The organism is Aquimarina sp. KJ22-3 (assembly GCF_055808215.1).
Genome location: NZ_CM147859.1, coordinates 4,531,814 through 4,546,242, shown reverse-complemented (window position 1 = coordinate 4,546,242; position 14,429 = coordinate 4,531,814). Strand labels below are relative to the sequence as shown.

At 35.6% G+C, this 14,429-nt stretch carries 12 protein-coding genes; 7 read left to right on the top strand and 5 right to left on the bottom strand.

Annotated features, from left to right (window positions below):
• Window positions 1-2: 2 nt before the first annotated feature.
• Window positions 3-1,922 carry a hypothetical protein gene (locus AC0L3Q_RS20855; RefSeq protein ID WP_473282569.1) on the bottom strand — a complete coding sequence of 640 codons (1,920 nt, stop codon included), beginning with the start codon at window positions 1,920-1,922 and terminating at the stop codon, window positions 3-5.
• A gap of 225 nt (window positions 1,923-2,147) precedes the next feature.
• Between AC0L3Q_RS20855 and AC0L3Q_RS20850 the strand changes: the two genes are divergently transcribed.
• Together AC0L3Q_RS20850 and AC0L3Q_RS20845 are read left to right on the top strand one after the other, a co-directional pair.
• Complete coding sequence (locus AC0L3Q_RS20850) at window positions 2,148-3,188, top strand: carbohydrate binding family 9 domain-containing protein (protein ID WP_473282567.1); 1,041 nt, start codon at window positions 2,148-2,150, stop codon at window positions 3,186-3,188.
• Window positions 3,152-4,369, top strand: coding sequence for a DUF5916 domain-containing protein (locus AC0L3Q_RS20845; protein WP_473286992.1), 1,218 nt, complete (start codon window positions 3,152-3,154; stop codon window positions 4,367-4,369). The genes AC0L3Q_RS20850 and AC0L3Q_RS20845 overlap by 37 nt, the downstream gene beginning before the upstream one ends.
• 22 nt (window positions 4,370-4,391) lie before the next feature.
• Here AC0L3Q_RS20845 and AC0L3Q_RS20840 read toward each other — a convergent pair whose 3' ends face one another.
• Window positions 4,392-4,991, bottom strand: coding sequence for a helix-turn-helix domain-containing protein (locus tag AC0L3Q_RS20840; protein ID WP_473282565.1), 600 nt, complete (start codon window positions 4,989-4,991; stop codon window positions 4,392-4,394).
• Between the two features lie 324 nt (window positions 4,992-5,315).
• Between AC0L3Q_RS20840 and AC0L3Q_RS20835 the strand changes: the two genes are divergently transcribed.
• The 3 genes from AC0L3Q_RS20835 to AC0L3Q_RS20825 all read left to right on the top strand — a co-directional run bounded on the left by AC0L3Q_RS20835 (window position 5,316) and on the right by AC0L3Q_RS20825 (window position 7,390).
• Window positions 5,316-6,632 carry a hypothetical protein gene (locus AC0L3Q_RS20835; RefSeq protein ID WP_473282563.1) on the top strand — a complete coding sequence of 439 codons (1,317 nt, stop codon included), beginning with the start codon at window positions 5,316-5,318 and terminating at the stop codon, window positions 6,630-6,632.
• Window positions 6,578-7,027: a helix-turn-helix domain-containing protein gene (locus AC0L3Q_RS20830; RefSeq protein WP_473282561.1), complete on the top strand. Its 450-nt coding sequence runs from the start codon at window positions 6,578-6,580 to the stop codon at window positions 7,025-7,027. Before AC0L3Q_RS20835 ends, AC0L3Q_RS20830 begins: the two co-directional genes overlap by 55 nt.
• Before the next feature lie 165 nt (window positions 7,028-7,192).
• Window positions 7,193-7,390 (top strand): hypothetical protein, encoded by a 198-nt coding sequence (locus AC0L3Q_RS20825; protein WP_473282559.1) that lies wholly within the window; start codon window positions 7,193-7,195, stop codon window positions 7,388-7,390.
• Window positions 7,391-7,632: 242 nt separating this feature from the next.
• On the opposite strand, the gene AC0L3Q_RS20820 is transcribed toward AC0L3Q_RS20825, so the two are convergent.
• The 3 genes from AC0L3Q_RS20820 to AC0L3Q_RS20810 all read right to left on the bottom strand — a co-directional run bounded on the left by AC0L3Q_RS20820 (window position 7,633) and on the right by AC0L3Q_RS20810 (window position 12,173).
• A complete protein-coding gene (locus AC0L3Q_RS20820; RefSeq protein WP_084549604.1) occupies window positions 7,633-8,382 on the bottom strand; it encodes a LytR/AlgR family response regulator transcription factor in 750 nt (249 codons plus the stop codon).
• 4 nt (window positions 8,383-8,386) lie between these two features.
• Window positions 8,387-11,446, bottom strand: coding sequence for a ligand-binding sensor domain-containing protein (locus AC0L3Q_RS20815; protein WP_473282557.1), 3,060 nt, complete (start codon window positions 11,444-11,446; stop codon window positions 8,387-8,389).
• Between the two features lie 151 nt (window positions 11,447-11,597).
• Complete coding sequence (locus AC0L3Q_RS20810) at window positions 11,598-12,173, bottom strand: hypothetical protein (protein WP_473282555.1); 576 nt, start codon at window positions 12,171-12,173, stop codon at window positions 11,598-11,600.
• Window positions 12,174-12,761: 588 nt separating this feature from the next.
• Between AC0L3Q_RS20810 and AC0L3Q_RS20805 the strand changes: the two genes are divergently transcribed.
• Window positions 12,762-13,337, top strand: coding sequence for a Pvc16 family protein (locus AC0L3Q_RS20805; protein WP_473282552.1), 576 nt, complete (start codon window positions 12,762-12,764; stop codon window positions 13,335-13,337).
• Entirely contained in the window at window positions 13,337-14,422 is a 1,086-nt protein-coding gene (locus AC0L3Q_RS20800) for a hypothetical protein (RefSeq protein WP_473282550.1), read from the top strand. The genes AC0L3Q_RS20805 and AC0L3Q_RS20800 overlap by 1 nt, the downstream gene beginning before the upstream one ends.
• Window positions 14,423-14,429: the final 7 nt, after the last annotated feature.

Sequence of the window (14,429 nt, the reverse complement as noted above, 5' to 3'; positions counted from 1 at the left end):
TTTTAAATTTTATCAGATAAATTGTCTAAAAAAAGAATAGAACTATTACTGGTTGATTTACCAGATGAGATGGCATCTTTTCCTGGGATATACCAGGTGATTTCGTAGTCATAGTTTAAATTATCAGGCTCTTGTATGATTTCTAGCTGACCGGAAAATTGTTGGGATCTTGTATTAAGTTTTAAACGCTTGGATTGTCTCTTACCTGCGATTTCATAGTGCAAAACAACCTCAATAAATCGTACTCCTGCATCCTTGATAATGTCTGGATCGGCTTCCAGGTCAATAATTGTTCTTCTAAAAGGAGGAGCAATGGGTATGGTATTAGTAATGGTTTCTTCCCAATCTTTTTCGACCTTTACTCCACCAAAGAAATTCCATTCGGTCTTGAATTGATATTTTTCCCAGTTCTTTCGATTGTTATCGCCTTTCCATCCGTAAAGCATTTTAAAATTATTACCAGATGCATTAAAATTATTTCTGTCAATCCGTACTTCGTCTATGGTGATTTCTCCTTCTTCGTGCTTTTTCTTCATAATCACATTTACATAGTTGATATATTTACCGAAATCTTCGAAATTAAGCCCATCCAAAAAAGCAACGATTTCACGTTGTTTATATAAAGGATCGTCTAAATTGATTTCTCTAAAGCAAGCTTCACAGTTGATCTGACCAAAATTTTCATCAAATCGAACCACAAGATTATCGGCTAAATACTTGTTGAAATCTAGTGTAAATGTCCCTCGTTGGCGGACTCTTTTCATCTCAAAACTTGCGGCTATTGCCAGAGAAGGAGTACCATTACTTCCTGAGTTTTGATTCCTCCCCTGTTGAGGAGAGTTACTACTTTCCGTTTCTCCTTCTCTATGGTTTCTTTGTATTTCTGCTGCTTCTTCCTCCGTAATATCCCGATTCAATTGTTCTTCAGGTACATTGTAACTTTGGATATTAGATTGTCTATTGGCTGTATTCAGCATATTTGTTGCCCGATCTAACATACTGGTCTGGCCACCTGTACCTAGTGTAGAAGAGAGTTGTCCCAAATTCGGTGTTCCTGTACCTTCTACAGGCTCAAACATCATACGCGTAAGTTTACTATACGCCATCTCGATGAGTTTATCCATGTTTTCATCTTCTCCAACCTGCGTTAATTTGATCGCCCCATTTTTTGTTAAATCTTCAAAAGAGGCTTTGATTTCGGCGGCTAGAATCGGTGATGCTACAGCTGCCTCAAAGTTTTTGTGTTCATAAATTTGATCAAAGTTAGCCTCTAGCAACGCCCGTATGGGAGATCGAAAACCGGAAAGTTCCATTTCGAATGAGATACTCATATCGGGAGTAGGGGTCTTGAAAGATTGCCATAAAATTTTAGCGCCCTTTTTGGTCAGTTCCATAGATACAGCGGCTTTTTGCCCATCTAGAATAGGAGCTTTACCCAAACCGATCACCTGTTTCGTCAAATCTCCTTCCGTATCTGTAAATGAAGAAATTAAGGCTATAGTACCGCCTTTGTACACAATAGGGCCTTCAATTTTCCCTCGGTTATTGATCCTACGCAGGGCGGTCCTTGCTTCTCGTAATTGATCTTCGGTTACTCCTAATTGAATTACGGCATGCACAATTCCACCTCCTTCTCCTTCTTTTCTCGCCTCCTCGTCACTTCCCGAGGCCACGTTCTCAACAAATCGTAGAAAAGAGAATTGTGGCCTGCCTTTATCATCTAGCCCTATTTTGGGTTTGTCTGATAAATAATAGTATACATTTTGATCGTTCAAATCTGGGAATAATGTAAGTTCCCCTGCCTTTACCGGTTTATCCAAAAGGATTTGCTGTGACCATAAATTACTGGTCATGACTATTCCTAAAACGAATGCCATTACCATGTTTCTTTTTAAGATCACCATCTTAATTTTTGTTTTCATTGGTATGTAATTTTAATTTATGTTGAAGTAATACCCTACTACTGGGTATGTCTAAAGCTTTATGAGAATTATGAATAAAGGTTAACACATCCTCAATGAAAATGGGTGAGGGACTGTCGAGATTCTAGTTTGTCATAATTTTAACAGAAACTAAATTTTGGTATTCTATTTTTAGGGAATTGTAACAAGATATTACCTAACTAATAGCCATTCGAAGATCCTGAAATGAGATTATTAATCGTTCTACTTTTATTGCTTTCGGTATCAATAAGCTGGTCACAAACCGATATTTTTCAGAAGAAATCATTCACAGTAGGTACTACCAATGAAGATATCCAGATCGATGGTGTTTTGGATGAGGGAGTGTGGAGTAAACTAACTCCGGCAAAAGATTTTGTGCAATATTTTCCGTCAGATTCTATTCCTGCAAAAGCACAGACAGAAATCTATATGTGCACCGATCAAAAGAATCTTTATATAGGGATCAAATGTTATGCAGCGGGTAATGATTGGATAGTTAATTCTCTTCGTAGGGATTACAGAGCGGGAGGTGCGGATAATATCACATTGCTTTTCGATACTTTTGATGATGGTACCAATGCACTTTATTTTGGAATTAACCCTGAGGGAGTTCGCAGAGAAGGAATCATTAGTAATGGAGGAAACGTTTTACGAGATTTTTCTACTTCTTGGGATAACAAATGGAAAGGAGAAGCCCAAAAATACGATGGATATTACACTGCCGAATTAGAAATCCCATTTAGCACCCTCAGATACCCCACACCATCCAAGAAATGGGGATTCTCTTGCTACCGTTTCGATTCCCAATCCAATGAGATTAGTACACATTCCAGAGTGCCAAGAAATCAGATTGTTTTTACTTTGGCGTATCCTGCTGAAATGATTTGGGAAGAAGAACTGACAACAAAAAGTAGTGCAGTTTCGTTAATTCCCTTCGTATCTTCTGGGGTAAATAAAGATTTCGAAGATGATACACCCTCTGATACTTTTTTTGAAGCCGGAGGAGATGCCAAAATAGCACTTTCGCCAGGACTTAATTTGGATTTAACGGTGAACCCTGATTTCTCTCAGGTAGAAGTAGATGAGCAAATTACCAACCTGGATCGTTTTGAAATCTTTTTCCCAGAACGCAGACAGTTCTTTCTGGAAAATGCAGATCTTTTTGGACAGTTTGGGTTCGCAAATATTAACCCTTTTTTTCCAGAAGAATCGGTGTTGGAGAGGATGTACGTACCGAAGAACTAGTTCAGAACAGGATATATGGCGGATTACGAATAAGTGGAAAGCTTGACCCCAATACCCGAATTGGATTTTTGAATATGCAAACAGCTTCTAGCCAAGAACAGGGGATTCCTAGTGTTAATTATGGAGTAGCTGTTGCGCAACGTAAACTATGGACAAGATCGAATATTGGATTCATCGCAGTAAACAGACAAGTAGCTGATATTGATGGATTGGACACCCTGGATATTAATCGTTATAACAGGATGGCAGGAATAGATTTTAATTATGCCACCAGGGATAATACCTGGTCAGGGAAGACCTTTGTGCATGGGACCTTTACGCCAGATACCGATATAGCTATTGCTCAAGGAAGTACTTTAAACTACAACACCAGAAAATTTGGTGTGCTTTGGAGTCATGAGTACGTGGATGAAGATTATAATGCCGAAGTAGGGTTTGTGCCAAGAACCAATTATTTTAGGATTAATCCAGTTACAGAACTTCGATATTACCCTCAAAATGAATTTATGAATAACCACACCTATAGGGCTGAAGCGGATGTATTTTGGAGACCTGAGTTTGGTAAAACAGATCATTTCTTTTCTGTAGGGTGGGGAGGAGAATTGGCAGAGCGTGCTACTTTTCAGTTTAATCTTAATCATAATTATGTGTATTTGTTTGATCCATTTGATCCTACAGGTACTGATTCTTTAGAATTGGATGCGGATCAGGACTTTTCCTATTTTAGTTTTACAGGTAATTTTAGGAGTGATCGAAGAAAAGCATTTAGTTGGAGCTTAAGCCCTTATATCGGAGAGTATTTTAATGGTTGGCGTTACGGAACAAGAGGTAGCTTTACCATCAGGTACCAACCCCGAGGTTCATTCTCCTTGAATTATGCGGTAAACTACTTCGATTTACCTCATTTGGATGGAGGCAGGGAAACTTTTTTGATTAGTCCTCGTGTGGATTATACGTTTTCAAAAAGTGTATTTACTTCACTATTTGTACAATACAACTCTCAAAGCGATAACACCAATATCAATGCTCGTATTCAATGGCGTTTTGCTCCTGTATCAGATTTAATTTTGGTGTATACTGATAATTTCCTTACTGGTGAGGTGGATCCCCTAGATCGTTTTGCGTTTGATGTTCGTACCCGATCCATAGTGCTGAAAGTTACTTATTGGCTTAACCTGTAACTTTTACCACAAATAAAAGAGGTTAAAGGAGGTAAGATACCTTGTGATTTCGAATATAGTCCGAAGGAGAAACACCATACTTACGTTTAAAGCATTTTGTAAAGTAAGAATGATCGGAGAACCCAGTTCGATATGCAATTTGAGTGACATTATCCACATTTTGTTGTAGTAGATAAGCAGCTCTTTCCAGGCGGATGCATCTTATAAAAGCTGTTGTAGAAAGCCCGGATAAACTCTTGAGTTTGCGATGTAATTGAGTCCTGCTCATGTGTGCCACTCTCATGATTCTACTCACATTAAGGTCTGGACTGGCAATGTTGCTAATAATGTATTGTGTTATGGTATGAAGAAATATTTCATCTCTTGTACGGACTATAACATCCGCGATAACTAAAGAAGGTTGGTGTCTTATTGTTTTTTTGGGTTGAGGGATTAATTTAATAATCGATGTTTTCGATATTTTGTTTTCAGAAAATGTGTCAATACTTGACACTTTGTTGTAAATAGGGTTTTGATTAATACTTCCCTTTTCTCCAAAAGAAACACTACGATGTACCACTTTCATTGGGGATGAAGCTGCCGCTTTTAATACAGACGTATTTGTGTTTTTAGTTGTATTCATAATTTGTTCACTTGACACTCAAATATAGACGTGCAATAGGCTTGATACCAAGTGATAACTCTACGGATTCCGGAAAAAAGGCTGCCAATTCCATGAATCCGTATTGTTAAATTTTTTATATAAACAATTGATTGTAAGGTTTTTGTGTTTGATTGTTGCTTAAATATAAATAAGTATATTTATGAAGTTGTAATTCTATCCAGGAGATTGGGTTTGTTTTTGAAGTAAGGATTATAACGTCCAAATATTTATGATAAATATTCGTTTAGAGTTTTAGATAATACTATGATTACCCCTTTAGATGATATTCGAAATCCTATCCTCATGAATTACAACGTACGCTTGTATGGTCTTATCCTTTTGATGTTTACTATTTCCCTATCTTCACATGCTTATCAAGTGGATAACGAAACAAAGGAAGATTATAAAGTATTAAGAAGAGCGTACTACAAACACAGAAGTGATTCTGTACAATTAGCCAAGGAAATCCTTAAGGAATATATCAAAAAAGCGAGACAGAATAACGATAGTCTTGTGCTTGCTGATGGGTTCTATTTGTATTCCAAGATTAGCGATTACGATCTCGCACAGCAATACAATGATAGTGTTATTGCCTTAAGTAAACCTCTGAATAATGCTCGCTATCCATTACTTGCCTATCAGGATAAAGCTACTATTTATTATAATACTTTCAATTTCAAAAAAGCGTTTGATTATTATTTAAAAGTCACCGAAGAAGCCAAAAAACACAATAAAGAATTCTACTACCATCAGGCACTTGTGGATATGGTTTTGATCAAGGCCCATGTAGGAGAGCACGAGACCAGTCTTCCTACGTTAAGAAAATGTGTTGCCTATTTTACAGAATTCAAAGAGAAAAAACCGCAGGACTATTTTACAACAGTATTTGCGTTATCTGATGCATATATCCATCACAGAAAATTGGATTCTGCTTCTTTGTTTAATAAAGCGGGATATTCGTTTTCTACAATTCTAGAAGATACTTATGAATGGAAATCTCACTTTATTCTTAATGAAGGAATTAATCAGTTTTATAAAGAGAATTACCAGGCTGCAAAAGATAGCTTAACAAAGTCAATTGATTTGATTTCGGATACAGATGATCCGGTAAGTACGGCAAATTTGAGTATGGGTTATTTTTACTTGGGTAAGACATTATCTGCTTTGGGAGAGCCATTAACGGCCCTGGAAGCTCATAAAAAAGTTGATGAAATATACAGCAAGAATCATATGGCGATTCCAGAGATTCGAAATAGTTATGATGTACTTATCGAACATTATAAAAAAAGCGGGGATAAGGATCTACATTTGAAATATATCGAAAGACGCTTAGCCATCGACAGTAGCTTGAATAGTGATTACAAGTATTTGATCAAAAACGTGGTTCAGAAATACGACACCCCAAGATTACTATCCGAAAAACAAGAAATTATTGATGCTCTCGAGAATGAGAAGAAATCCTATTCTTATATTACTATCGGACTTATTTCTATCAGTATTCTTTTTCTGGCTTTTTGGATTCAGAATTATATAAAACGAAAAACGTACAAGAAAAATTTAATGAATTGTACAACGCTACTACTACGATCTCGAATGATAAAGAGAAGAAAAAAGAATTAATAGCGGATACTCAGGATACCGAAATTGGTATCGCCGAAGATATCGTAGCAGATATTTTGAATCAACTTACGCGATTTGAAGAAAACAAAGGATTTTTGGAGCCAGATATTACTACGAATTCCCTGTCCAAGCGTTTTAATACTAATTACAAGTATCTTTCCAAAGTAGTAAATAAATATAAAAACAAGAGTTTTAGCACCTATATTAATGATTTAAGAATCGATTATTCGGTAACAAAACTAAAAGAGGATAAAAAATTTAAACAATATACCATGGCAGCTATCGCCAAGGAGATTGGATTTAATACCAGCCAGGCATTTTCAAAATCTTTCTACAAGAAAAATGGAATTCATCCTTCTTACTTTATCAAACAGCTTCAAAAACAGGATGAATAATTATAATTGTTCTCATTTTTAATTATTGATTTAATTTACGTAAAATTCTGAAAATCATAATTTTGAAAAGTGTTTTTCCGGAAAACGTAGAGGTAGTTTACTGATAAGACAGACTATAAAGTTTATTATTAGTAGTTTTAGAAAGACGCAATCAAATACAAACTCATGAAAGCAAAAAGTAAGCGGTTACAATTGAAAAAATTAAAGGTGGCCAAAATTTCTAATATGGATACCATAAAGGGAGGGATTGAAATTACCTACACCAACGATAAGGAGTGTGATTTAACCACCCGTCCAAGAGAATCTGTAGAAGGAAATAACTGTGAGTCTGTAGAATGCGATGATATTTTTGATTTTTTTTAATTAGCTAATTACAAATAATAAAATCATGAAAAAAGTAAGAAAACTGGATTTTGAGAAATGGACTATTGCTAGATTGTCTGACTACAGAACAATTAGGGGTGGTAGTGATTCATTTACTAGGGAATCCATTGATATTTCATGTCTAACTACAAATCCCAGAGAATCAGTACGCGGCAATAATTGCGAATCACAAAATTGCGAAGACATATTTGAATAGATCGATGGAAGATAGCTATTGTTTGCTATCGATGAAGTCGATCCAAAATTTCCATTACCTCATTCTTTTTTCGAACAGAAACAGGGATGTTTTCGCCATTTTTCAGCATCAAATAGCCTCCGTCAGTTTTGATAAAGGCACTAATACACTGTAAATTGACCAAATGACTCTGGTGTACTCTCAAAAACTGATAGTTTTTGAGCATATCTGCAAAATACTTAAGAGTTTTGGTCACAAATATTTTTTGCCCATCCTGTAAATAAAATATGGTGTTATTGCTATCCGATTCACATCGTATGATATCATCGAGATTTACAATAATGATCTTGTCTAGTGTATGAAGCGATATTTTATCGGGTTTTTGTTCTGGTGCCGACAAAGTATCTTTCAAAATATTCAATCGCTCTTTGTTGGGTTGAATTTGTTTTTTGGCTTTGGCGATAGCTTGCGCTAGCTCTTCGTTAGAATAAGGTTTTAATACATAATCGATAGCAGCAAATTTAAAAGCTCGTATGGCGTACTCATCACTTGCGGTCACAAAAATGATTTTGGATTGCAGCTCCGGAAAAATTTCCAAAACGTCAAAACCGGTTCCATCACCCAGCATGATATCCAAAAAAAGGATATCGGGTTCTTTATTGCGAAGAGATTTTGCAGCTCCCACAACACTTTGAGCAGTATCGATGATTTTAATTTCTGGATGATTGGCCTCTATATCGCTTTTTAAAAGCTGTAAGGCATCGGGCATATCGTCTACAATAATCGCTGTTAGCATAGTCTTAATAGTCAGTTTGTAATGGTATTTTGAACGCAATTTGTGTTCCTGCTACCGTATTTCCGTTGGTCATTATTTCTTCAATATTCAAGGAATCTTTTCCTGATATGAACTCTAATCGTTCTCTGGTTACCGTCAAGGCCATAGATTGATGGTCGGTATTTGTTTTAATTTTTTGGGATTGAAAAATTCCTTGTCCATTGTCGATTACAGTGCAATGTAAGAATTCTTCGGTTGTATGAAACTGTATCTGCAGTTCTCCGTCACGTACACCTTTCAAAATCCCATGCCTAACTGCATTTTCAACAAAAGGTTGAATGAGCATAGGAGGAATTAGAATCTCTTCTGGATCAAGATCAGAATCTATAGCAATAGTATAGGTAAATGGTTTGTTAGCCATTAATTGTTCTATTTCTATATAGTGTTTTAAGGTCTGTATTTCCTGATCCAGTGTAATGTAATCCTTTCTTGAGTTATCCAAGGTTTCTCTTAGCAAAGTAGCAAAAGTGTTGATAGTGGTATTCATGCGTTGAGGGTTACTGGTTCCCATCGCTTTTATACCATTCAGGGCATTAAATATAAAGTGAGGATTCATTTGTAAACGTAAAGCTTTTTGTTCTAGAGAAAGTAGATGATTTTGCATTTGTAAGCGTTCTCTTTCTTCCTTATTCTTTCGCTTCACACGTCTGATATAGGTTAGCGCATATCCTCCTAAAACCAATAGAATTCCGGCCAAAACAGATAACTGAAACCAAGTCTTTTCATAAATAGGACTATCGATAAAAAAATTAAAGCTGGCATTATCACTTTCTTCCCATCTATAATTACGGGATTGTGCAGTAAAGGAGTGGGCGCCATATGCCAATCCTGCCAAATTTTGTTTACTTTCAGAAGACCAGGGGCTCCATTCTGAATTATTCAATCGAAATCGATACTCTATATCGTTGGGGTGATCCAAATCTATCGTTTTGTAGCTAAAGGATAATTCGGTTTGATGTGGTTTAAGTTTTAGCACCTTAGGACTATTGGTCCACGAATTCAAGTTAATCGAATCAATACTTTGATAGGCTACTTCAACATCTTCAAAAAACAACCTGGGTTTTACGGTGACTTTGGTCGTCTCTGTAGGTTCGTATTTGGTAAGCCCATAAATGGCACCAAACCATAAATTTCCATCTTTATCTTTGGTCACGGCATTAAGATGAGTCTCGATACCCAAAAAACCGTCATTTCTACCAAAGTGAAAAATATCTACAATATCGTTGGATTGATTGAGTTCTATTTTGTCGACTCCTCTCTCGCTTCCTACCCATAAGTTGTCCTGATCATCGAATATCATTTGATAAATATTATCCGAATAGGGTCTTTTTCTTCCTTTTAACTTTTTAACCGAAAATGTTTTATCCTCTAAATCAGACCACCAAATCCCTCTACCTGCAGTACCTATAAACAATTTGTTTTTGTGAAAAAGCAATGTGCTTATAGCAGTCTTTTGGTTAAGTACGTTTCCGAGATGAGTAACACGATCTTTGTAGATGTAACCTAGGTGACCATTTTGGGTAGCATACCAAATTTTACCCAACGAATCCTGCTTCATGTATCGGATTTGTAGATCTTTAATTCCGTTGCGCCTTTCAAATTTTTTGAGTTGTGTAATTCGGTTTCTTATCGAGTCATACTTGAATCTGAAAATTCCAGAAGAATAAGATGCTGCCCATATTTTGTTTTTATCAATATGAAGAGTCCTTATCCATTCTGATGGGATACCATTATCTTTATCGATAATAAAGTTTTCGTAAACCACTTTCTTGATTGTATCTATTTGCACTACAGATTCGGTTTGGGAATCCTGAATTTTGCTAGAATCGATGACGATACTATCTACGAGTTTTGTTTTCTTAAATAATATTCCTTTACCGTCCGTTCCTGCCCAAATGTTTCCATTTAGGTCTTCTGTAATCGTTTTAATTTTTACTTCGGATAGGCGATCATCCTGTGGTATATGGTGTATACCCAAGGAATCAATTTTTACCAAACCTACTTCAGAGTTTGATGCCCATATACCATCTTTGGTTTGATGAACTGCATAAACCCGGTTACCTTTTAATCCGGTATCCTGATCATAGTGTATAAAATTGTTCTGAAAATATTTATAAAACCCACCACCAGAAGTAGCGATCCAAATATTAGATTGGCGATCCACGATACTTTTTCGAATATGTGATATTGATAAACCATTACGTCTATTAATCACTCTTTTTTGTGCATGAGTATTCGCGTCGATTATTCTTATCCCTTCATTGTCGGTGGCAAACCATAGTTCACTATCATTATGAACCGAAACATTGGTCACTCTTAGTGGTTTAGACACCCAATAATTACCATAAGATTTTGAGTTTGTATTAAGAATCAAAATCCCTTGATCAACTGCCGCGGCAAATATTTTGTTTTTATGATAGATAGCAGCAGTAAAATCATGGGCACTGTGGCGCTCCATAATGGTAGCTTTGTTTTGAATTTTATTTAGTTTCCAAAGTCCCTTATTGGTTGCTATCCAATAGAGTTTACCATCAAAGGCAATATCACTAATGATACTGGTATTGATTTTGGCGTTGAGGTTGATCTTTTTTAACCCTAGTTTTCTGTCATATCGATAGATACCAATATTTGTAGCTAGATAGGTCTTGTTATTAATTCTATATATTTTATTGATTCTAGGACCTTCTAGATTGGTGAATTTATTTTTGGTTTTTATGGATAGACCTCCTTTAGTTCCTATGAAAAGGCTATCATTGGCAGAGTGTAGTGCATGAATATAGTTAGATTGTAAACCATCGGTCTCGTTCCAGATTTCGAACTCTTCTCCATTAAAGCGGCATAATCCTCCTCCTTGGGTTCCTAACCAGAGATATCCCATCTCGTCTTGAATGATATCATAAACCTGTGATTGCGGTAATCCATCTTCAAGGGTATAGGCTCGTAATTGGTTATTTTGAGCAAAAGTGCTCTTAGTAAAAGCAATTAGGACTAAAGAAAAGAAACTTATATGTCTTAAAAGGGTCATAAAAGATAGATCTGGTTGGTAACAAATATAATTAAAACTGAGTTTGGCATTGGCATCATTAAAAACAAAACCGACAGATCATACGATCTGTCGGTATAATAAACAAAAGTTTCCCCCTTTTTGTTTATCAGATTGAGTTGTGTAAAGGTTACTAATATCCTGTAATGGCTGTCGTTTTTGAGATTCCTGTAATCCCTTCATTTTGGTTCCAGGTAAAACTCTGTTTAAGACTTACATACTTAGTATCGGATGTACTTTTATAAAAAGTTTGAGTACTTAGTATGTTACCATCAATTCCATATTCTTGATTCGGGAATATATATTGAAAATCAGTATCAGATTCTTCACAGTATATATTTTTAAGCTCAGGCAACGCTGTTACTTCTCCGTTTTCTTGTACCATATAGTAAAAGGATTCCACATGCGCACAGCAAGCCAGATATTCTACTTCCATTTTTATCACTTCAGAGACCCCATTTAGGCCGGGGTTCTCTAAAGTGGTAATAAAAATATCCTCAAAAAGCTCTGTGTCGTTAATCGTTAGCGTAGATATTTTTTCGGAGCTATTATCAGAACGCACCAAATTAACGACGTATGTAGGATATTCCTGTCCTTGATCAGTAATTTCGGTTGTTACCAAATACTTTTCAGATTTTTCAAATCCCTTTTGTGCTTGAAGGAATTGAAAACTTTGAAACAGGATAATTATTATGACTACCTTTTTCATAACAGCTTTATTTTGAGGTTGGCTATTTAATGTAAAAGTAGCACCTTCATTCATCTCTTCAGAGGTGCTTTTAGTATTCGTTATGATCGAATTAGAATTCGTTTGGACTTTATGAAGTTTGGTTTGCGTTTTTGGTTAGAAGAGCAGGTGAGGAAAAAGCTAGTTTGCGCTGCGATAACGGGTAAATAAAGAGCCTTGTTTTTTCTAGAAAACAAAAAGATTTTGAGTAAAGATCTAAATACAAAAACTCTGTTATGGCTTATTGTCACTTGCTTTACGTTAAAACCACAAAACTTAAAATTAATTTTTAGATAACATTTTTAATACGCTTTTTTTGTATCTTCACACAAGTTACCCCTTAAAAAATTATGTGCTTTTCGCATGTAATTTACTTGATTTATTTTTTCCCTATTAAGATAAATCAACTTCCTATCGATTTTAGAGAAGATGAAGATTCATATAGTTCTTATATGAGTCTATATGTCAGAGATTATTTTTTAGCGTGGGTGTCGTATGCACTTATGTGAAGTAGCTATTATAGTCCAAGTATAGCGTATAGTGCTATGCTCAAATATTAACTGATATAAAATGATTTTTCAGGTATTGCAAATAATTAAAGAAGAGTTGAATGGCTATTTTACAGATGAAAACCCTGTAGAGTTAGCTAACATAGCAACCATTGCCTCTGGAGAGGATAATAATGAAGAATCCGATATTATTTTAACATTGATCAATATCGATGAGGAATCTACCTTGAAAAATGTTCCCAATTATAAGGTGGAAGGAACAACGGTCTCTTATAAGAACCCAAAAGTGAATATTAACCTTTACATTCTTTTTAGCGCTAACAATAATTTATATACAGAATCTTTAAAAAGTGTTTCCAGAATAATTGAATTTTTTCAAGGTAAAAACGTGTTCACACATCTAAACACCAATTTCAATCGAGATGAGGCTGAAATGCAGGGACTTGGAGATTTTAAATTTATTACTGAGTTATATACGCCTTCTTTTGAACAGTTGAGTTACATCTGGGGTGTTTTGGGAGGGAAACAATACCCTTCTGTATTATATAAGGTAAGACTTTTAGAAATAGAAAGAGATGTGCTTCAATCTCAAGGAGCTGTAATCACAAACATTAATGCAACTTTAAACAAGAATTAATGAGTTTCCAAATAGTATACCGACTCTTGGCTAAGATTACAATTCATCATGATTTCTATTTGGATGACGGCGCTGATAAATTTGTGGATTTATCTGATGAAGAAAAGAAATCGCAATTAGCAGGTTATGATTTTTTAAACTTTTTAAAGATTACCCCAACTCCTATAACCAAAAGATTATTGCAAAATCATAAGGTTGTTTTACGAAATACAGGTTCAGAACTACTCCTTTTTGTAAATGTAGAAGAATATAACAAGGTTGGTGAGAGTGCTACTGCATTTTGCCCAAAAGTTGAAATGACTGATGACCAGGTGTTTACTTTTGAGCTTCGATTTTCTGATACTTATTTCAATAATTATACAAACAGCTTAGAGGCTTCAGAAAACAGGTTGTATTACTTCTCTAATAAGCGACCAGATAGTGAATCCAATGCATTTCCCAATTTTTTTACTGATCAGGCCATACATACAGATTTTCTATTACAACCAGAGGGCAGTAGAGAAATTATACATGATATACTTACCAAAGAGATAGCCCCTGTAGATGATTTGGGGTTGGAAACTATTCTAGCTATCGATGATACGGATATCGAAGTTCCCGAAAATGCGGCGGTTTTAAACACCTATATAGAAACCCAAAAAAGAAACGGACTACTCGGATACATACAAATGATGGTCAAAGGAGATTCGAATGCTGATCTTTTAGAAGATGTTACGGTAGAAATTCCCGGTAGCTCAAATCAGACGCTTGGGTGTTTACCAGAAGTCGAAGTGGCTCCTTTACTACGGTTTGAGAATAGAAAAACCTTTTGGCAATATATAGATCTACAAGGGGATAACATATATACAACCATACAAAAAGAACCTCTTACCAAAAAAGGTTTTGTAACTATAGAAGCTTCGGACTTAGACCCTAGCCCAGATACTGGACCGGGTAATTCAGGAGGTAACCCTGGCAACTCAGGAGGCAATCCGGGTAATTCTGGAGGTAATTCCAATTCTGGAGAACAGTTGTTTTTTCCGAATCCAGGCCCAGAACAACTAAAGGTTATTGAAGACGATTTTTATTCAGAAATATTTATTTAAAAATTTA